We start from the raw sequence: 20971 nt of genomic DNA, 5'->3' as shown, positions 1-20971 counted from the left end.
AATTCAAAGCTGGGATTGTTTACTCTTATAAATGGAGTCAGCCCCAGCTTTTCGATCGTGATAGGATCTATAGAGTTAGTCTATTCATCACAAAATCGACGGAATTACCGGAGATTAAACAGCCGTAGGGGTGTTATCGAATTTACCGGAGCGGCGGTGAAATATTTTTGTGAAATCAGCATCCAACTCTAATGGTTAAATCTTCTACTCCTCCCACTCCCGTAACTCGCAAGCCTTCCAAAGTTGAAGGGATTAAGGAACGCAGCAATTTTTTGCGGGAACCAGTCGCGACCGAAATTTTACAAGATACAACTCATTTTAGCGAAGAAGCGATCCAAATTCTTAAGTTTCACGGTTCTTATCAGCAAGATAACCGCGACAACCGGATTAAAGGTCAGGAGAAAGACTACCAATTTATGGTACGAACAAAAAACCCAGGTGGGTTCGTACCAGTTCAATTGTATTTGACTCTGGACAAGCTGGCTGAAGAATACGGCAATCAAACTTTGCGCGTCACCACGCGGCAAGGCTTTCAGATGCATGGTATTTTGAAGCGAAATCTGAAAAGCGCGATCGCAGCCATAATTAAAAGTATGGGTTCGACGCTGGGAGCCTGTGGTGACATTAATCGTAACGTCATGGCTCCTCCGGCTCCGTTTAAAAATCAGCCAGACTACCAACATGCCTGGCAATATGCCGAGTATGTTGCTCAGTTGCTCTCGCCACAAACTGGGGCATATTACGAAATTTGGCTAGATGGAGAAAAAGCCATTAGCGCGGAAGAAAATCCTGAAGTCGTAGCCGCACGGCAAAAGAATAGTACAGGGACGATTTTCCACGATAGCGAGGAACCACTCTACGGCACGCACTATATGCCTCGTAAGTTTAAGTGCAGCGTCACCGTACCTGGTGATAACTCCGTAGATTTGTTTTCTCAAGATTTAACTTTGGTAGTTATTTCCAACGACCAGCAAGAAGTAGAAGGATTTAACATCTACGCTGGTGGTGGTTTAGGACGGACGCATGGTAAAGAAGAAACTTTTGCCCGACTAGCCGACTCGATTGGTTATGTAGCCAAAGCTGATGTATACGATGCAGTTAAAGCAATTGTAGCCACTCAACGCGATTATGGCGATCGCACCGACCGTCGCCATGCCCGCTTAAAATATCTGATCGATGACTGGGGTGTAGATAAATTCCGGTCGATGGTGGAAAAGTATTTGGGTAAGCCTTTAGAAGCTTCTAAGCCTCTACCAGAGTGGAAATACGAAGATTTCCTCGGCTGGCACGAACAGGGTGATGGGAAATTGTTTTTGGGAATTTCGGTCGAAAATGGTCGAATCAAGGATGAAGGGTCGTTTCGCTTGAGAACTGCTTTACGGGAAATCGTGCAGCAGTACAACTTATCGATGCGACTGACACCGCACCAAAACCTGATTTTATGCGATATTGCCCCAGAACAAAAACAGGCGATCGCAGATCTGCTTGCAACTCACGGTGTAGAACCTGACCCCAATGCCATCAGCCAGTTGGTTAGATACTCTATGGCTTGTCCGGCTTTGCCTACATGCGGCTTAGCAACAACTGAGTCAGAACGGATCGTGCCAAGCGTCCTCCAGCGAATTGAAATGTTGTTAAATCGCTTGGGCTTGGGACAGGAACATTTCGTCGTGCGGATGACGGGGTGTCCTAACGGTTGTGCTAGACCCTACATGGCAGAACTAGGGTTTGTTGGCAATGGTCCCAACACGTATCAACTATGGTTGGGTGCAGATGCTAACCAAACTAGGCTAGCGCAAGTGTATATAGAGAAGTTGCCTCTCGATAACCTAGAGGCAGAATTAGAACCATTGCTGGTTTACTTCAAACAATCGCGTCAACCTAATGAAAGCTTTGGCGATTTTTGCGATCGCATTGGCTTTGACTCTTTACGAGAGTTTACCTCCAAATATGAGTTTCAAGGCACACTGGAACCAGAAATCGCCCTGCAAGATGATGGCAATGGCGAACAGGAAGCGGCTGCTAATGCAGCAACTGCGGCAAAAGCCCGTCGTCGCATCACTTTACGCGAACCAGTCTACGCAAAGCTGAAAGCTACGGCTGAGAGTCAAGGTAAACCGATGACTCAACTTGTGAATGAGGCAATTGAAGCTTTCTTACAAGGACAGTAATCGTATATCCTCCCTAACCCCCCTTAAAAAAGGGGGGGAATGAATACTTCCTTAGAGACCAATACATCTCGGTTAAGATTCGATCCCCCCCTAGCCCCCCTTGTTAAGGGGGGAACTTAAAGCCCCCTTAACAAGGGGGTTGGGGGATCTTCAAGAGCTATGCAGCCTAACCAAGAAGTATTGCCTTAGAGACTTCATAGCCTTCCTGAAAAAGAGAGGAATAAATGCCCCCTTAAAAAGGGGGTTGGGGGATCTCAAATCTGATATGTCGCACCCTTGCCTCCAATCTCTCACTAAGGCAAATACTTCTGTACCACCACCCAACCCGTGAGAGATACCCAGAGAAAACCAAGGAATAAAACTGCATTCGTGCCTACGTGGAGCGATCGCGCCCATTGGCGCTTAGGACTGATTAAAGTCGCACTAACTGCCGATATTAGGGTTAATGCTACCACGATTAGCCCTGCCGTCAAGTGTTGGGAATGACCGAGGGAACCAAAATGACCCAGCGTACCGACAATCCCAATTGCTAATAGCAGCAGCACTAGCAAAACCATGCTGCCACCAATACTATAGTGCAGCAAATGCAGCCAACTAGGTCTGGGATGAAAATTTGTTCTTGCCTGGAACATCTGCCAACCTGTCACGGTCAACAGCAGATAAGCTAGTAGCGACAACCCCATCGACCAGGCTGCTATTTTCCACAACCACAAAAAAGAAGGTAAATCCAATTTACTCTAGACCCAATACAATCGCAGCAATTCTATTTCTAGTAATAGCTTACTAAATATTGCGATCGCGCAATTTACTTTCTTCCTTTCGGTAGAATTTGTTGTTGAGGCAATTTACTATTTTTTAATTTATTAAAATAGAGCCGCTAAAGTTAGCGGCTCCAATGTTAGTTAAACCGATTATCTAATCAATAGTCGTTAAAAGAGGGGATTTAAAATTTCTTTGACTTGGCTTATCTTTTTGTTCTACCGATCGCGCTGCTGGACGATCCATTTGTGCTTCTGCTTTGCTTTCTTCTAGCAAGCACAAGCGTTCGCAAGGAATATTATCTGACAAAATAGCACTCGCCATCATGCCCGTGTGAATTTCTAGTGTTGCTTTAGGTGGCGCTTCAAATACAAGGCGTTGACCTGGAAACACAACTCGTTCAAAATACCAGTTAGGGATATTTGATATCCGAGCAATTTGAATCTTACTAGTTGCGTTTACATAGCAGCAAAGAAGTCGGTCGGACTGTTCGGGTGGTAAGGAATCTAATATTTGAGCCATATCAGCTAAGGGCATGAAAGCCGCTCTTATTTGATTACACATCTAAGCTAACACTTAGCGATCCCCGAGTGTTGTAACTCCTACTACCAACTGATAAAATCCATCAAATTTGTTGTTGCCTCTATCTATAGATAGAAGTTAAACTTATTGGCTTTCCGATTTAACGAGCAATCGTCTGATAAATTTTTGATTTGATTTTCGCATTTAACCGAACAAAATCGGTTGACTGTAAATGATTTATGCGTTAAGGCAAAATACCAAATTTATTCACGAGCGGCAATTAAGGGAAACTCACGCCGAAATAACATACATACAGCGATCCTAGAGGCGATCGCATCACATCGGGCAGCGATCGCCTCCAGCCCCGACAACTGATTATCTCCGATCGACCTACCACTAAGACAAGCTCGATGTTATCGTAAAGTTATATGAAAATTATTTTCAGAAATCTCTTTAATAGGGGCGCTGAGGCTCGTGACTGAGGGCTAGCTTGGAAGCTATCTAGACAAGAGTTGACTCAGCTTCACTCAGCAGCGCTGCTACTCGAACCCTGGTAAACTCTAACCTTAACCGATCGAGATGGAAAACCGCATTCTCTACGTTCGCCTTCCGTGCAACCCTATATTTCCGATTGGGGTTGTTTACTTGGCAGATCACGTTCACAAGCTTTTTCCCGAAATCGAGCAGCGAATTTTCGACTTAGGCACAGTCCCACCACTCGACTTTAATTCTGCCTTAGATACTTGTATCGGCGAATTCCAGCCGACACTTTTAGTATTCTCTTGGCGAGATATTCAGATTTATGCCCCAGTAGGTGGTAGGGGTGGTAATCCTCTGCAACATTCCTTTGAGTTTTTCTACGCCTTCAATCCGTTTGTCAAGTTTCGAGGCGCAACTGGATTGCTGCGATTGGCAGTTTCTTATTACAAAGAACTCTGGCGCAATCAAGGACTGATTAAACGCGGGCTAAAACGCGCTCAGAAACACCAACCAAATGCCCGTGCCGTAGTTGGTGGGGGTGCAGTCAGTGTATTTTACGAGCAGTTGCAGCATAATTTGCCCCAGGGAACGGTTGTTTCTGTCGGTGAAGGAGAAACACTGCTAGAAAAATTATTGCGAGGCGAAGACTTTAGCAACGAACGCTGTTACGTAGTTGGCGAAGCTCAACCACGCGATCGCCTGATCCACGAAGCGCCAACACCGTTAGAAAAATCTGCTTGTAACTACGACTATATTGAAAAGATTTGGGCGGAATTCTCATATTACCTGCAATCTTCCGACTTTTATATCGGCGTGCAAACCAAGCGCGGCTGTCCTCATAATTGCTGCTACTGCATTTACACCGTAGTGGAAGGCAAACAGGTACGGATCAACCCCGCCGATGAAGTCGTAGCTGAAATGCGACAACTATACGATCGCGGTATTCGGAATTTCTGGTTTACCGATGCCCAGTTTATCCCAGCCCGGAGATTCATCGATGACGCGCTCGAACTGCTGCAAAAGATCGTTGACTCAGGCATGACTGACATCCACTGGGCAGCATACATCCGCGCCGATAATCTCACCCCCGAACTATGCGATTTGATGGTAAAAACGGGGATGAATTACTTCGAGATCGGTATCACCAGCGGTTCTCAGGAACTCGTTCGGAAAATGCGGATGGGCTACAACCTGCGCACGGTATTAGAAAACTGCCGCGACTTAAAAGCAGCAGGTTTTAACGATCTCGTCTCCGTCAATTACTCCTTCAACGTCATTGACGAACGCCCCGAAACCATTCGCCAAACGATCGCCTACCACCGCGAACTCGAACGGATCTTCGGCGCTGATAAAGTCGAACCAGCCATTTTCTTCATCGGACTTCAACCCCATACCCACTTGGAAGAGTATGCCTTTAAAAACGGCGTACTCAAACCAGACTACGATCCGATGAACCTCAAGCCTTGGACAGTGCAAAAATTATTGTGGAACCCCGAACCCCTCGGCTCCTTCTTTGGTGAAGTTTGCCTGCAAGCATGGCGACAAAACCCCAACGACTTCGGACGGGAAGTGATGAAAATCTTAGAGGAACGTCTCGGCTGCGCCCCCCTCGAAGAAGCCCTTTCTGCCCCTATTGCTACCACTGACAAAAAACAACTTGTAACAGCATAAGTGGTAAGTCGTAAGTCGTAAGTCGTAAGTCGGAATTAACTGACAAATGACAAATGACAACTGACAAATGACGAATGACAACTGACCAAATTATGCTAAAAGGCTCCATCTTACAACAGCTCAAATCGGCACTCGAAAATACAAATCGACCCCTCAACCTGGGTGTCTATTACAAAAACACCTTGGTTGCTCTGTGTCATGCCTTAGAAGACGGCATTTTGGTTTCTGGTAGCCAGCCGCTAGTCATTACGGCTTTTCAACGGGGTAAATGGTATCTGCAAGAAGCAGAGCGTTACCACGATTTAGCGCAAAAATCGCGCCATGTGGTGATTATGGCAGCTCCAGATACGGGCTTTGCCGACCATCCTACGAGCAAATTACCAAATGTAGACTTAGTAGCGTTAAACTCCGAAGACCCAGTGGCGCAAGAGTGGCATTTGATAATTCTTGCCCCTAGCTACACGGCAATGGTACTTTGTCAAGAGTTATCTGAGGCGGATTACGGAGTCGGGGGCAGACCGACAATCGATTTAGAGCGTAAATTTTACGGTTTTTGGACGTTTGAGCCAGCTAGGGTAGAGAAAACGATCGAGCTAGCGATCGCCCACATTAACCGTTACAATCCCGAACTCGCGCAACAACTTAAATCTCACGTCCAGGCGATCGCCCAAGAGTCTGCCCAAGTAGAACCGGACGATTTGAATACAATCGTTTCTCGCGTGGTCGATTACCTCCAAACCAGCGAATACAGCATCAAGCAGATAGAACATCACCAGGTATTAGATAGCAATTTAGTTTCCAACGAATTACAAGCCTTCCTCCGCTTAGGACAACTGATCGATCTTGCCGATACGGGCAACCCCCTCGCAGCCGCAGAAGTCGCCGCGATCGCTGAAATTATGGGGCAATTACTCAATCTTCCCGCTTGGCAGGTCAAACGCCTGCGCCTAGCCAGTTTACTCCATCGCATCGCCCCCCAATCGGTCAACGTGCAATATTGCGAAGCTCCCAGTTGCCCTCTCATCCCAGCCGCTCAAGTTTTGCGTACCATGCCTCGCCTGAGTGCGATCGCCCAAATTATCAACCATCTCTCGGAACATTGGGATGGTAGCGGACAGCCAGCAGGTTTGATAGGGGAGACAATTCCGTTAGAGTCGCGAATTTTAGGCTTAGTGGCAGATTTTCAGCAGCGTTTTACCCATCTATCCCAATCTCATACAAGAGAGGAAGCTTTATCGACTGCTTTCGCTCAATGTCAGCAACAACAGGGCAAAGCTTGGGAACCAAAACTTGTAGACACCCTAGAACTCCTCATGCGCGGGATGCAACAAGGTTTAACCTTACCCGTCTCCCCCACCAAAATTAGCAGTGGCATGTGGCTGATCGAAGAGGAGCGAGGAGCAAGGAATGAGGAGCGAGTGATGAGTAATGAATGACTTAGGGGTGCATAGCTTTGCGCCGTCATCAAACTTTGGTTAAAGCTCATTTAAATAGACAGAAATTAGTAGAAATTTAGAGACAGAGATTTGTGGATATTACATCTGTGCGTGAGGGCAAAATTAAACAACTGCCAGGAGCCAATCTAGAGGATGAAGATCTAGCAGGGTTAGATCTGGCGGAAATGAATTTAGCGGGGGCTAACTTAGTTGGAACCGATTTTTCTGGCTCCAAGTTAGAACGATCGCGTCTGGAAGGCGCTAACCTACTCGGTAGCAAGCTGTACGGTGCAGATTTGCGGGCGAACTTTTTGGGAGCCAATTTGATGCAGGCTGATATGACAAGTGCCGATCTGCGAGGCAGTAATCTCCGAGGCGCAAATTTAATGGGCGCAAAATTAGCCCAAAGCGCGATCGCCGGAGCATTTTTGAGTGGCGCAAACCTGATGAGTGCTAACTTGCAGGGCGCAGATCTTAGAGGGGCAGATTTACGGGGGGTCAATTTTTCTAATGCAAATTTACAAGGAGCTAATCTGACTCAGGCAGATTTACAGGGCGCGTTGTTAAACGAAGCCAATTTAGAAGAAGCGGACTTGCGGGGAGCAAATCTAGCAGGTGCTAACCTTTCAGGTGCTAACCTTCTGTGTGCGGAGTTAGAAGGAGCTAATCTTGCGGGAGTGAATTTGGCTGGTGCTTGCTTGTTGGGAACCGTAGTGAAACAGTGACCAGTTATCAGTGAACAGGGAGCAGGGAGCAGGGAGCAGGGAGCAGGGAGCAGGGGAAAGAGAGAGTCGCAAAGCTGAGGGAGCAATTCTAGTTATCAGTTATCAGCGACCAGCGATCTGTGACTAGTGAATAGTAACCGATCCCTAATAATTGCTATTTACCAATTAAGTATTGACTATTTCAGTGTTAGTACTGTAGCCTTGGCTTGGCTGCTAGTATAGATTTATTTTTCTAAAAAAATAAAGATTGCGAGTAGCTGCTTTCAGATGGGCGATCGCCTGACTGAATTCGAGCGAAATTCAAAATTGCAATATTTCCCGAACAAATTCCCGAACAAAGCGACCCCTATTTAGCATGATTCGATACAGCAAGCGATTGCTAATGCGTGCAGGATTTATTCGTTTGTAGGCAGGAATCAGTAGCACATTTCATCTGGGAAATGGAAAAAATTGAATGACAAACATTCCTATTCGTTCTCAAGAAGAGTTTCTGGTATTTGGCGCGCCTGTGATTGAAGCAGCAGAAATAGAAGAAGCGATCGCCACCCTCAAAAGTGGCTGGTTGGGAACAGGACCTAAGGTAGCTCAGTTTGAGCGAGATTTTGGGGTGTATAAAGCAGCAGAAAATGCGATCGCCGTGAATTCCTGCGGCGCAGCACTACACTTGAGCCTACTAGCGGCTTCCTTGCAGCCAGGAGATGAAGTCATTACCAGTCCCCTGACGTTTTGCGCCACGGTCAACGCCATCACTCATGTGGGCGCGACACCCGTGCTAGCAGATGTCGATCCCGTCACGATGAATATCGATCCTGTCCAAGTCGAAGCAAAAATTACCCCTAGAACAAAGGCAATTCTACCCGTCCACTTTGCAGGTAGAGCCTGTGATATGGATGCTTTATGCAATCTTGCCTCGCGCTACGGCTTGAAAATTGTTGAGGACTGCGCCCACGCGATCGAAACAGAATATAAAGGTAAAAAAGCAGGCACTTTTGGCGATTTTGGCTGTTTTAGTTTCTATGCCACCAAAAATATTTGCACGGGCGAAGGTGGGATGATTTTAGCGCGTAACTCCGAAGATGCCACCCGAATCAAAGTGCTGAGCTTGCACGGTATCAGTAAAGATGCTTGGAAACGGTTTAGCGAAGAGGGATACAAACACTATCAAGTTCTGGAAAGCGGATTCAAATACAACATGATGGATCTACAAGCTGCCCTTGGCATTCATCAACTGAAGCAAGTAGAAGCCCGCTGGCAGCGCCGTCAAGAGATTTGGCAGCACTACAACCGAGCTTTTGCCGATCTCCCCTTGGTACTTCCTACCGAACCAGAACCCCAGACTCGCCATGCCTATCATCTTTATCCGGTACTCATTGACGAGAAGAAAACTGGATGCGATCGCGACACTTTTCTCAACGCTATGACAGCAGAAAACATTGGCGTGGGCGTACATTATCTCAGTATTCCAGAACACGATTATTATCAGCAAAGATTTGGTTGGCAACCAGAAGACTATCCTCAAGCAAGGCAAATTGGGCGGCAGACAGTAAGTCTGCCGCTTTCTGCAAAGTTGACTTGTCAAGATGAATTAGATGTCATTCAAGCAGTGAGAAAGGTTCTAGTATTGGGTCAGACTCATAAAACTTTGAGGGGCGAGGAGCGAGGAGTAAGGAGCGAGGAAGAGAATTACCAAATACTAACTACCAAGTACCAAATACCGACTACCAACTACCAACTACCAACTGCTAAACTCACTTAGGATTGCTGAATGAATGAAATTAGTTTCAGTAATTGTCTTAATTTACAATAGCGAAAAATATATTGCTGCGACATTAGAGTCTGTATTATCACAAACGTACCATCATATTGAAGTATTGTTAATTGACGATGGTTCTCCAGATAAGAGTATAGAAATTTGTCAGCAATTCAACGACTCAAGAATAAAAATTATTCGCCAACCAAATAGTGGCTTGCCAGGAGCGAGAAACGCAGGTATTCGACAAGCAAAAGGAGATTATTTAGCATTTATCGATGGCGATGACTTATGGCGACGGGATAAACTAGAGCATCACGTCAATCATCTCGCTAATTCCGCAGAAGTTGGAGTTAGTTTCAGCCGTTCTGCTTTTATTGACGAAGCAGGTAAATTTTTAGGCTCGTATCAAACACCGAAACTTAAGGGAATTACTCCCTCATATCTAATGCGGTGTAATCCTGTAGGTAACGGTTCGGCTGCTGTCGTCAGACGGGAAGTCTTTGCCGCGATCGCATTTTCACCTCGCCAATATTCAGACAACCGATACGACACGCTAGACTGCTACTTTGACGAACAATTTCATTATTCTGGCGGCGATGTCGATCTGTGGTTGCGAATCTTATTGCAAACCAAATGGCAAATTGAAGGAATTCCCGAAGCTTTAACTTTATATCGCGTCCACTCTAGCGGACTTTCAGCTCAATTAGATCGACAATTAGCAGCAGGAGAACAATTAATCGCCAAAATTCATACTTATGCAACCCAACTCGATAAGAATTGGGAGGCTGTGATGAGAGCTTATCACCTACGTTACTTAGCTCGGAGTGCTATTCGCTGGAAATCCGACGCGATCGCGATTCGATTGATGCATCAAGCCATAGCTTCCTATTGGCGGATCGTTCTAGAATCGCCGCGCCAAACTGTGATGACACTCATTGCGGCTTACCTGTTGTTACTCGTTCCCCGCCACTGGCGCGCTCATTTTGAGGTCATAGTCGGACAGCCAACAACAATTTTCCAAAAACTAAGGACTAGGATAAGAATTCAGAATTAAGCGCTTGCTTGTAAGTCGTAAGTCGAAATTCTGCTATCTCTAACTACTCTTTAGATAGAGAAACTCTTATTCTTATGGAGGTAGTGGCATTGTTGTTATTGGGTGTAATGTTTATTCTGTATTCAAACAGAAATACAGAGCTGTCTTATGTTTCCAGAATTCTCGTCACAACCTCGAATCCTGACTAGCCAAAAGCAACATTTACAAGCTTGCTTTAATTTACCAACACATGATGAGCGCGTCGAACGAGTTTTTCGCGAAGTGAATAACTTGTTTGCTAGTCAAGAAATTCAGCAACGCTTATTAGAAAAAAGACAACGAGCCGAGCAAAAGAAAAGCCGTGGTTGATGCCGGACAACTTTGGACTTTCTCTAAGGGATATAAAGGCGATCGCGCCTACGAGAAGCACGATCAACGTGACCTGTGGCTAAATCTTCTCATACCCAAGGCGATCGCGCCTAAAAACAACATTCCCATTCCACCAGCGAGAGGATTGCGATCGATGCCAGTTAACCATTCTGGGACGCGATCGCTATATTGCACCATTTGCCCGACATTAATTGCGTAGTAACCCCAAATTAATCCAGCATGAAGACCAATTGGTAAACCCAAACGACCTTTACTACAGCGTTTTGCCCACACAAGAGTTAAACCCAACAATACCAAAGCTGGAAATTGCAGCAGAGTCCGAATAATTTCCGCTAGTGGTTTCATGAAGTGCAGCGCGGCAAATATGCAAGCATTCGTCCAGAGCGCTGTCCGAGGATGGTAATCTCGCTGTAATTCATCTAACAGCCATCCCCGGAAAAGTAACTCTTCCGCAAAACCATAAGCCAGAGCAACGATTAACCCTTCAACGACAAATCGCCATAAAAAAATAGAGGGTTGTCGCCACCATAGCCAACCCAACCATCCTTCTAGCACAAATAAACTCAAAACACTAGCGACCCCAAGCCCCAATCCTATCAGTAGCTCTCGCCTATTCTGCCTAGTATTGACCAAACCATATGCTTGTAACACGTGTGGCTGACGATAGATAGACTTTCCCCACAGCCGTAACAGGATAGTAAATATTCCATACAGCAACGGCAAGGTGAGAATACTCACTAAGTTTTTGTCATCCACCCACCAATGAATCGGTGCAGCTACAGGCAACCATACTAGCAACAGTACTAAGATAAAAATTACTAACCGCAATGGAGCGGGATAACGGGCTATTCTGGCAAAATTGAATTTTAACAATTAGCAAGTAGTGAGTAGTGAGTGGGGAGTAGTAAGTGGTAAGAGATTTTACACTTACGACTTACGACTTACGACTTCCTATTGTTTACTCATCTGGCTCAATCGTACTGGTCAAACCATGATTTTTGAGGGTTTCACAGTAAAACTCAGCGTGTTCTTGAGCGCAAGTAATGACTAAAGCGATGCCATTTGTATGGGCTTCCATCATGATATCTACTGCTTGTGGCTGGGTGAGGCTGGGTACAGTTTGCATCAATACCTGCACCACATGCTCCATAGGATTAAAGTCATCATTATGAAGCAACACGCGATACCGAGGTGCGAGTTTACGAACTGTTGAACGCTGCTCCAGGGTTTCGACGGACACTGCTTACTCCTCTTGTTCTGACTAACGACTTTCGGTTTAAATCTCGATTGAAACTGATTAACTTATTAAATATTTATAGCATCGAAATCCAACGACCGTAGCGATCGCACATGGCTGAAGAACTGGAGGCGAGCTGTGACGAACTCTATATGTGACTTTCAACCGCGACAAATCGTTTGTACAACCCATCAAGCTACTCACTTATATGCTGAAGTCATTCAAGTAGTGGAATCGCGCCAAATTGGGTGGTTTCGACCTTTACTACTCGTGGAATTTCTTGACGATGAGCAGCTATCGATCTCACCAACACTACTCGACCTCCGTTCTGGAGCCGATCTTCTCTGTTCTCCCTCTTTATTCCGTCCGGCAATTGATACTGAGGTCATACCGTTGCTGATGCAACTGTCAGCTTGGGAACCGCCATTAGAACGCGATCCGGTTGCCTTCAAACGGTTGCATCAATTCATTCAACAAGCTTTGCTGCTCGACGAGAAGTGAGGAGGTTGTTAGTTGTTGGTTGTTGGAAACCGATCGCTGGTTGCCACTCGCTGCCTGCTGCTCAAAAATTTCACATATTTCCATTTGGATTTCTGATGCAATCTATAGTAATTTCTAACGATTGATGGGAACTTGGTTGTTATCGTTAATTTCTCATGGTTTAGAATTGGCGATCGGCTGCTGCATAAGTCTTTTGCAAATCAGATCGAATTATCAGAATGCGATCTTTACGGTCAACAACATTCATAATTCTGATGTTTCAGGATCGAAATTATCAAAAATTAATATGTGTCTGAGGAACAAATTGTCTTGATTTTCGGTCGCGGGGATTTACTCTTTAGACTAGTATCTACTGACGATTGACCGTTATGGATCTCAAGCTATCTATCTATGAGTTAAACTCAACTGTATACTCAGTCACACAAACTAGAAAAATCAAGTCAAACTGCTTGCTCTTCTCGGTTTCTACCATCTGGTAGATGTTGATGTATCATGCCAGTATCGTAGAATCTAGAAATCATTTGACGTGGCTATGTACGAGAGATTGACCTCAATAAAAAGTCAGCAAAAGTCAGTCCCACTGCACGAGATCGCTTGGCAGATGATTATTTTTCATGTGAAATTGGTTAATTAGTAGGAAAATTACGCTTACTGGTATTCTATTGGTACAAATTTCAATCGCTAATTTGAATCGATCGAGTGCTATGTAAATAATTGATGAAGATGTTATCGTTGGTATAGTTAAACACTTTTTTTTTAGAATAAACGCTGGTAGTTTGGAATCACAATGAATGATTTAATAAATATTTAAGATTTAAGCAACAAAGAGCTAAGTAGAAAAAGCAAGACAAAAGGAAAAATACCTCATATCATAGACCCATTTGATTTCATTTAAATTCGATTTCACCCCATTCGATTTCACCAATTTGCACGGAAGCGTTAATGATGCAAACAATGACTGCTCCTAGAGCTACAGTAATTCGCCCTAACGGTCACTTTAATGCAGCGAATGCCGCTGACTTTCAGCGATACCTGACCGCAGAAGTTACACAGGCAACACAAGACTGTATTGTCGTCAATCTAGAACAAGTAGAGTCGATGGATAGTGCCGGTTTGATGGTACTAGTTCATGGATTGAGAGTGGCGCAATCGCTCGGAAAAAGCTTCCACCTTTGCTCTGTTGCACCTTCAATTCGGATTATCTTTGAGTTGACTCAACTAGATAGCGTATTTGAAATTCTAGATACACCTGTAGAGGTTACAGCAGCTTAGCACGAAGCTAGATGCAAACAATTTATGACTATTTGATATTATGACTGTCTGATGTTTCGCAGCAGCAATTGCTGTTCTTCCAGATGCGATCGCCGATTGATGCTAGCTTTAGAGTGATAAGTCAGGGATTGGCACGAGAGGCGTAAAGTGGCAGTTGCAGTAGAAACATTACTAACGGCTGAAATTCAACGTCCAGCTCGCTACTTAGGTAACGAGCTGGGAGCTATACGAAAGAATTGGCAATCGGCAGATGTACGCTGGGTACTGACATATCCTGAGTTGTATGAGGTTGGTGCATCTAATCTAGGGCACGTCATTCTATACAATATTTTGAATGCACAGCCCCGCCAAATGTGCGATCGCGCCTACCTCCCAGCTCCCGACCTAGCAACAAAGCTCCGCGAGACACACACGCCCCTGTTTGCTGTTGAATCGAGAAGATCGTTAACAGAATTTGATATTTTAGGCTTCAGCCTCAGTTACGAGTTAGGAGCTACCAATATTTTAGAAATGTTGGATTTAGCTGGTATACCCCTGACTTGGCGTGAAAGGCAAGCTTGGAAGGGAGCAGGGAGCTGGGACGAGCTGGGAGCAGGGGAGCAGCTACTGATTTCTCACTATCCACTCATTTTTGCGGGCGGGCAGACGGCGACATCAAACCCCGAACCCTATGCTGATTTTTTCGATTTCATTGCTTTAGGTGACGGGGAAGAACTGTTACCAGAAATTGGTTTAGTTGTTGCAGAAGGCAAGGCAGCGGGGTTAAATCGAGCAGAACTCTTGCTGGATTTGGCGCAGATCCCAGGGGTCTACGTGCCGCGATTTTACGATTTGGCAATGGATGGCTCCATTCACCCCAATCGTCCAGACGTTCCAGAGAAAATAATTCGGCGCGTTGCTACCCCCATACCAGCTTATTCTACAGGCTTGGTTCCCTACGTCGAGACAGTCCACGATCGCCTCACAATCGAAATTCGGCGCGGTTGTACTCGCGGCTGTCGCTTTTGCCAACCAGGAATGCTCACTCGTCCCGCACGGGACGTAGAACCGGAGCAGGTTGTCGAGGCGATCGAAACGGGAATGAGGGCAACGGGATACAACGAATTTTCCCTACTTTCCCTCAGTTGTTCCGACTATTTATCTCTTCCCGCTGTAGGGATGGAGATTAAGAACCGGCTGCAAAACGAAAATATTTCCCTTTCGCTTCCTAGTCAGCGAGTAGACCGTTTCGATGAAAATATCGCAAATATTTTGGGGGGTTATCGCCAAAGTGGGTTGACCTTTGCCCCAGAAGCTGGAACCCAACGGATGCGAGATATCGTAAATAAGGGCTTGACGAATGAAGAATTATTGCGAGGCGTAAAAACAGCTTGGGAACAAGGCTGGGATAAAATCAAGCTCTACTTCATGATTGGATTGCCTGGGGAAACAGATGTCGATGTGTTGGGGATCGCGGAAACCGTCGCTTGGCTGCAACGGGAATGTCGCGCCCAAGGTAGAAAACCTTTGGCATTCAATTTAACAATTTCCAACTTTACACCCAAACCCCACACCCCGTTTCAATGGCATTCTGTCTCTACTGGCGAATTCCAGCGCAAGCAAGACTTATTACGCCAAGAGTTTCGTCGCATGAGAGGGGTCAAAGTTAATTTTACCGACGTGCGGATCTCGGCAATGGAAGACTTCATCGGACGAGGCGATCGCCGTTTATCTACCGTATTGCGCCGCGCTTGGGAACTGGGTGCGGGAATGGACTCGTGGTACGACAGCGTAGAGAGAGCGTATAACGCTTGGGGACAAGCGATCGCCGAATCCGGCTTAACCTGGAAGTATCGTCAAGTCGAGCAGGGTGAGTGGAATTTGATGCAAGGGAGCAGGGAGCTGGGACGAGCTGGGAGCAGGGGAGCAGAGGAGCAGAGGGAGCAGAGGGAGCAAAACCTACTTGCTTTTTCGACTCCCGACTCCCGTACGGGCGGGTTTCCAAACCCGCCCCTACCGACTCTCGACTCCCTAGATCGCCCTCTACCCTGGGATCGGATCGACACGGGGATCGAGAAAAAGTGGCTTAAGGAAGATCTGCAACGCGCTATGGAGGCTGCAACCGTCCCCGATTGCTCTTTTGATGGTTGTTCTCACTGCGGCGTTTGTGGAATCGATTTCGGTCATAACATTGTCATCGAACCACCATCAATTCCCCAATTTGCCGGACAGTACGTTCCTAACAATACCAAAGTTCAAAGACTGCGACTCCGGTTTGGCAAGCTGGGAGATATGGCGCTAGTGAGCCATCTCGACTTGATGCGCCTGTTCGATCGCGCCGTCCGACGAGCCGCATTGCCCGTATCCTTTACAGCCGGATTTAGCCCCAGTCCGAGGATTTCTGTAGCGCTGGCTCTTCCTTTGGGAGTAACGAGTAGTGGGGAGATTGTCGATTTTGAACTAACTCAAATCATCGATCCCGCAGTTTTCCGCCAACAACTGAGCAGTCAGTTACCAACAGACATACCTATATACGATGCGATCGCGCTCGATTTAAAAGCACCTGCGGCAATGAAAACTCTAACGGGAGCAGAGTACATCCTGACAATAGCGCCAACTCAAACGACAAAACCGACACAATGGCAAGAATGGTTAGACACAATTAAGCACTCAACCGAAATTTGGTGGGAGCAGACGACAAAATCTCAGAAAACTTATCAGGTGAACTTGCGCGATCGCCTATTTGAATTAGAATTAGTTCCACCACACAACCCAGATACAGGAGAACCAGACAATACCTTTAACTTGCGCTATGCGGGTAGTTGCTCTCAAGATGGCAATCACCTGAAACCAGAACATGTCACGTTCATGCTAGAGCAAGTTGCCCGCCAAGAAATCCAACTGCTTCACATCCATCGCCAGCAACTCATACTAGAGTGAGTAGTGGTAATTGGTAGTTGCTCCCCTGCTCCCCTGCTCCCTGCTCCCTAAAAGATTGCTTTTTCTCAAGCATGAGTTAAAATTGAGCTAACAGAAGTTTTCTAGCGCTGCATTGGATTTCCGATTCGCTCTCCCAAATGGGACAGTAGCGAAAATTATTGAGAAGCATCCACGATTCTTTTGCATAGCACTTGAAACGGAGCGGTCGTCTCATTAGTCGCTAAGAGCGTTTCTTGAAGCCAGTGACAGGCAAAACAGGCTTTTTAGGTGTCTGTGAATTAGGTGTCTGCGAACTAATATTGTGCTCCTGTCCGTAAATTAAGGATGGGAGACAAGATTAAAACTACAAAAAATGCTCGGTTCTCAGAGCAGACTTATGTATGCAGCAGTTTTGAAAACATTTTGTTATGCTTTTAAACTGCCAGCATCTTTAGATTTAGTTGCGATCGAGCGTGGTGAGCGCCACTATTATTTCCAGCAGCGCCTACCTTCAGTCAATCGAAGCGAGAGAGGAGACCTCAAAGCTTCTGATGCTGCGAATTTTTGAGGGAATTGAATGCCAAAACAAATTATCATAGCAGAGCAGCATCACATTGCTGCTGTTTTTTCAGAAGATCAAATTCAAGAACTCGTCGTTGCTACCGGACGACATCAAGTTGGTGATATTTACCTCGGTGTCGTAGAAAACGTTTTACCAGGTATAGATGCAGCTTTCGTAAACATTGGCGATTCAGAACGAAACGGTTTTATTCACGTTACCGATCTCGGACCGTTAAAGCTGAAACGGACTGCGGCAGCGATTACAGAACTACTTGCACCGCAGCAAAAAGTCTTAGTCCAGGTGATGAAAGAGCCGACGGGCAATAAGGGACCTAGGCTCACGGGTAATATCACTTTACCCAGTCGCTACGTAGTTTTGATGCCGTTTGGACGGGGAGTTAACTTATCGCAACGGATCAGAAATGAAAACGAACGCAACCGCTTGCGGGCTTTAGCAATTTTAATTAAACCTGCTGGCATGGGTTTGTTAATTCGTACCGAAGCCGAAGGCAAGCCAGAAGAAGCAATTATTGAAGATCTAGAGGCGATCCAAAAACAGTGGGAAGAGGTGTTACTGAAAGCGCAATCTACCCGCGCTCCCTCTTTGCTTAACCGCGATGACGATTTCATTCAGCGCGTCTTGCGAGATATGTACGGTTCGGACGTAAATCGCATCGTGGTAGACTCTGCTACCGGACTCAAGCGGGTCAAGCAATACTTGATGAACTGGGGTGGCGGACAGCCGCCTCAAGGGTTATTGATCGACCACCATCGCGATCGCATTCCCATTTTGGAATATTTCCGCATCAATGCCGCAATTCGCGAAGCCCTCAAACCGCGAGTTGAGTTGCCTTCTGGCGGTTATATCATCATTCAACCGACGGAAGCATTAACGGTCATTGACGTAAACTCTGGTTCCTTCACTCGTTCCGCTACGGCAAGAGAAACCGTACTGTGGACGAACTGCGAAGCGGCAACAGAAATTGCCCGACAGTTGCGTTTGCGTAACCTGGCAGGGGTGATCGTGGTAGATTTCATTGATATGGAATCGCGCCGCGACCAGTTACAAGTCTTAGAGCATTTCAATAAAGCCTTAAGAGCGGACAAAGCCAGACCGCAAATTGCTCAACTGTCAGAATTGGGTTTAGTCGAACTGACCCGCAAACGCCAAGGTCAAAATATTTACGAACTCTTCGGGCGCACCTGTCCTACATGCGGCGGCTTAGGGCATGTCGTACACCTGCCAGGAGAATCGGAAGAACGCGAAGTATCAATGCCACCAGCAGCACGAGAACCCGAATGGTCAGCCCCACAGCCAGCACGGGACTCATATCGCGTCATGCCCAACCCTCGGTCAGTAGAACCCCGCGAAAGTAGTAGTAGTAGTAGTTGGGGATTGGAAGCAGAAAGTTTTAGTAACGACTTCGATAGCGATCGCCAAGACTTAATGCCGATCAACCATCCCAATTATCAAGAAATTGGCGACGCGGCGGGGAATAATCGGCGGCGGCGGCGGCGGCGCATCGGCGAGGGGGGCTATAAAGAAGAAAATCCACGGGCAACGGCTAATTCACTTACCCTGCTCAACGACCGAGATACAGAACCAGAAGTAGAATCGGAAGGGGCAATTGCCGCTGAAGTTTCCTATGGCGATCGCCGCGATGCCGCAGGCGGAACGCTAAGTCGCGACCATCGCGGCTGGGTAGAAAAACCAGAGCGGTCTAAACCCATAAAGCCGGAACCTGTCAAAGTCGCGATCGATCCACCAGAAACAATTGTGGTGGAAATGACACCCGAGGAACAGGAAATTTACGCCGTCATGGGCGTATCGCCCCTAGTACGCTTAGACAGGGAAGTGAAAAATCCCAAATCTGCGATCGTGCAAGTCGTTTTGCCTGGGCAAGCACCTCCTTTGCCTCAAAGTGAAAATGGCACAATGTCCGATTCAGAAGTATCTACCATTAACATTGACAGCGTGGCTGCTGCCGATACTCCGGTTATAGCTGCAATTCCTGAAATCACTGAATCGGAACTACCAGCGACAGGAGACAGCGAAACCGATCGCAAAACTCCAGTCCGTCGCCGTCGCCGTCGTTCTTCGGCAGATGGTGACGAGTAGATTCCGTGTCAATATCTCTCCAAATCCTCTTAAAAAGGGGGCTTGTGTATAGTGTAGGGTGGGCGATGCCCACCTACTTTTTTCGATTGACTATTATGGCTGAGTCATCGTCCATTCAAAAACTGAAATCTAAAGTTCAAAAATCTAAAATTCAAAATGGCATTACCCAGGACTTTGACTCAGGTTTAAGCGATCGATACTCTATCCTCATAGCTGGAGTAGATGAAGTAGGCAGAGGCGCTTTATTTGGTCCGGTGGTAGCAGCGGCAGTAGTTTTACCTCCATCAGCCTTGAAGGAATTAGTAGCAGCCCAGATTAGAGATAGCAAAAAACTATCGTGCGCTCGCCGTTTGAAATTAGCAGCCCATATTTGTCAGGTAGCACTTGATTGGCAGATTGGTTTTGCGACCTCTGCCGAAATCGATCGCATTAATATCTTGCAAGCATCGTTACTAGCCATGAAACGGGCAGTCCTGAAACTGAAAATTCAGCCCGAACTATGCTTAGTCGATGGCAGACAACCCATTAAAGATTTATTTATCCCGCAACAGGCGATCGTCAAAGGAGACGAGCAATCTTTGGCGATCGCCTCTGCTAGTATCGTGGCTAAAGTGTGGCGCGATGCCCTAATTACTCGCCTTGCAGTCAAATATCCCCAGTACGATTTAGTCACAAATAAAGGGTACGGTACTCAGAGACACATCGAGGGATTGAAACAACACGGTCCCTGTCGCTTGCATCGGCTGTCTTTTCGCCCCTGTCAAGTGAGGGAGCAGGGAGTAGGGAAGAGTTGTTGACGGTCAGTGGCTGGTTGACTACCTCAAGCCTCGCTTACTGGTAACTGATAACTGGTAACTGGTAACTGATTTTGATTGTCGCTCACCCAGCTACGGTAGTCCGTCAAAAGTTGATGTAGCAAGCGTTGCTTAATCGTCACCAACACGCTTTTTAGTAAGCCATTGCCAGTAGTCTCAACAATTGGTTGGGGTGTCATATTCAAAGGAAAAGGCAGTTCAACCTTTACCTCTAGATCGGCTTTACCTTTCAGTAAAGTAATGTTCTGGTGTTGATATGGAGCTAAATGACCTTGAAGGTTTAACTCAAACCGTTGGTTAATGTAATCTAATCCCAAAATTTCACAAGCAACCGATCGCAAATTCACCGTACCGTTCGGTTCTGTCCACACTTTCAAGTCTGCGGTTGGTTGAATGTTCAGGGTCATAAATGAGAGCGGACGGATCTTCAACCGAAAGCTTTCACAATCTAACTGCTCGATCCGGCTGGGGTCTACCAGAGCTTTTACCAAACGTTGGGGTTGACGCAGGTAGTGTTGGATCGGTACGGGTTGTTCTGGGACAACAATTTCAACAGACTGAGAGGCGGTGAACCGAGTATACATGGGTTGCAATGTTGCCTATAGAGAGAATTTATAGTTTCTTTAAG

General features: G+C 46.3%; 19 protein-coding genes. 14 read left to right on the top strand and 5 right to left on the bottom strand.

The features are described 5' to 3' along the window. Nucleotides 1-191 precede the first annotated feature (191 nt). A complete protein-coding gene (sir, locus tag QH73_RS20965) occupies nucleotides 192-2171 on the top strand; it encodes a sulfite reductase, ferredoxin dependent (RefSeq protein ID WP_039713937.1) in 1980 nt (659 codons plus the stop codon). A 293-nt stretch (nucleotides 2172-2464) separates the two neighbouring features. On the opposite strand, the gene QH73_RS20960 is transcribed toward sir, so the two are convergent. Then, complete coding sequence (locus tag QH73_RS20960; protein WP_039713938.1) at nucleotides 2465-2902, bottom strand: DUF4079 domain-containing protein; 438 nt, start codon at nucleotides 2900-2902, stop codon at nucleotides 2465-2467. 184 nt (nucleotides 2903-3086) lie between these two features. Beyond that, nucleotides 3087-3452, bottom strand: a complete 366-nt coding sequence (locus QH73_RS20955; RefSeq protein ID WP_052289924.1) for a DUF1830 domain-containing protein — start codon at nucleotides 3450-3452, stop codon at nucleotides 3087-3089. Between the two features lie 222 nt (nucleotides 3453-3674). On the opposite strand from QH73_RS20955, the gene QH73_RS20950 reads away from it, so the two are divergent. From QH73_RS20950 to QH73_RS20920, 7 genes are all read left to right on the top strand, one after another. Continuing rightward, nucleotides 3675-3827, top strand: a complete 153-nt coding sequence (locus QH73_RS20950) for a hypothetical protein (RefSeq protein ID WP_165587753.1) — start codon at nucleotides 3675-3677, stop codon at nucleotides 3825-3827. 204 nt (nucleotides 3828-4031) lie between these two features. Then, complete coding sequence (locus tag QH73_RS20945) at nucleotides 4032-5603, top strand: photosystem II high light acclimation radical SAM protein (RefSeq protein WP_039713939.1); 1572 nt, start codon at nucleotides 4032-4034, stop codon at nucleotides 5601-5603. A 92-nt stretch (nucleotides 5604-5695) separates the two neighbouring features. Further along, nucleotides 5696-7039: a DICT sensory domain-containing protein gene (locus tag QH73_RS20940; protein WP_039714625.1), complete on the top strand. Its 1344-nt coding sequence runs from the start codon at nucleotides 5696-5698 to the stop codon at nucleotides 7037-7039. Nucleotides 7040-7131: 92 nt separating this feature from the next. After that, complete coding sequence (locus tag QH73_RS20935) at nucleotides 7132-7764, top strand: pentapeptide repeat-containing protein (RefSeq protein ID WP_039713940.1); 633 nt, start codon at nucleotides 7132-7134, stop codon at nucleotides 7762-7764. 454 nt (nucleotides 7765-8218) lie between these two features. Next, nucleotides 8219-9520 (top strand): DegT/DnrJ/EryC1/StrS family aminotransferase, encoded by a 1302-nt coding sequence (locus QH73_RS20930; protein ID WP_039713941.1) that lies wholly within the window; start codon nucleotides 8219-8221, stop codon nucleotides 9518-9520. A 13-nt stretch (nucleotides 9521-9533) separates the two neighbouring features. Further along, nucleotides 9534-10571, top strand: coding sequence for a glycosyltransferase family 2 protein (locus tag QH73_RS20925; protein ID WP_039713942.1), 1038 nt, complete (start codon nucleotides 9534-9536; stop codon nucleotides 10569-10571). Between the two features lie 147 nt (nucleotides 10572-10718). Then, nucleotides 10719-10919, top strand: a complete 201-nt coding sequence (locus tag QH73_RS20920) for a hypothetical protein (protein WP_039713943.1) — start codon at nucleotides 10719-10721, stop codon at nucleotides 10917-10919. Nucleotides 10920-10982: 63 nt separating this feature from the next. On the opposite strand, the gene QH73_RS20915 is transcribed toward QH73_RS20920, so the two are convergent. Then, nucleotides 10983-11813, bottom strand: coding sequence for a CPBP family intramembrane glutamic endopeptidase (locus QH73_RS20915; RefSeq protein ID WP_039713944.1), 831 nt, complete (start codon nucleotides 11811-11813; stop codon nucleotides 10983-10985). Nucleotides 11814-11898: 85 nt separating this feature from the next. Beyond that, entirely contained in the window at nucleotides 11899-12180 is a 282-nt protein-coding gene (gene clpS, locus QH73_RS20910; protein ID WP_015156315.1) for an ATP-dependent Clp protease adapter ClpS, read from the bottom strand. A 135-nt stretch (nucleotides 12181-12315) separates the two neighbouring features. Here clpS and QH73_RS20905 point away from each other — a divergent pair, with 135 nt between their 5' ends. The 6 genes from QH73_RS20905 (at nucleotide 12316) to QH73_RS20880 (ending at nucleotide 20325) form a co-directional block, all read left to right on the top strand. Continuing rightward, a complete protein-coding gene (locus QH73_RS20905; protein ID WP_132867435.1) occupies nucleotides 12316-12678 on the top strand; it encodes a hypothetical protein in 363 nt (120 codons plus the stop codon). Nucleotides 12679-13620: 942 nt separating this feature from the next. Beyond that, a complete protein-coding gene (locus QH73_RS20900) occupies nucleotides 13621-13950 on the top strand; it encodes an STAS domain-containing protein (RefSeq protein WP_039713945.1) in 330 nt (109 codons plus the stop codon). 147 nt (nucleotides 13951-14097) lie between these two features. After that, on the top strand, nucleotides 14098-16869 hold the full coding sequence (locus tag QH73_RS20895) for a TIGR03960 family B12-binding radical SAM protein (protein ID WP_039713946.1): 2772 nt from the start codon (nucleotides 14098-14100) through the stop codon (nucleotides 16867-16869). Between the two features lie 376 nt (nucleotides 16870-17245). Beyond that, nucleotides 17246-17416 (top strand): hypothetical protein, encoded by a 171-nt coding sequence (locus tag QH73_RS20890; RefSeq protein WP_015156311.1) that lies wholly within the window; start codon nucleotides 17246-17248, stop codon nucleotides 17414-17416. 9 nt (nucleotides 17417-17425) lie between these two features. Further along, nucleotides 17426-19528 (top strand): ribonuclease E, encoded by a 2103-nt coding sequence (rne, locus tag QH73_RS20885; RefSeq protein WP_039713947.1) that lies wholly within the window; start codon nucleotides 17426-17428, stop codon nucleotides 19526-19528. 95 nt (nucleotides 19529-19623) lie between these two features. Further along, nucleotides 19624-20325 (top strand): ribonuclease HII, encoded by a 702-nt coding sequence (locus QH73_RS20880; protein ID WP_201278254.1) that lies wholly within the window; start codon nucleotides 19624-19626, stop codon nucleotides 20323-20325. Between the two features lie 23 nt (nucleotides 20326-20348). Here QH73_RS20880 and QH73_RS20875 read toward each other — a convergent pair whose 3' ends face one another. Further along, nucleotides 20349-20927: a DUF1997 domain-containing protein gene (locus QH73_RS20875; protein WP_039713949.1), complete on the bottom strand. Its 579-nt coding sequence runs from the start codon at nucleotides 20925-20927 to the stop codon at nucleotides 20349-20351. Nucleotides 20928-20971 lie beyond the last annotated feature (44 nt).

It is taken from the genome of Scytonema millei VB511283 (genome assembly GCF_000817735.3).
Classification (GTDB): Bacteria; Cyanobacteriota; Cyanobacteriia; order Cyanobacteriales; family Chroococcidiopsidaceae; genus Chroococcidiopsis; species Chroococcidiopsis millei_B.
This window is presented reverse-complemented; position numbering and strand designations above follow the sequence as displayed.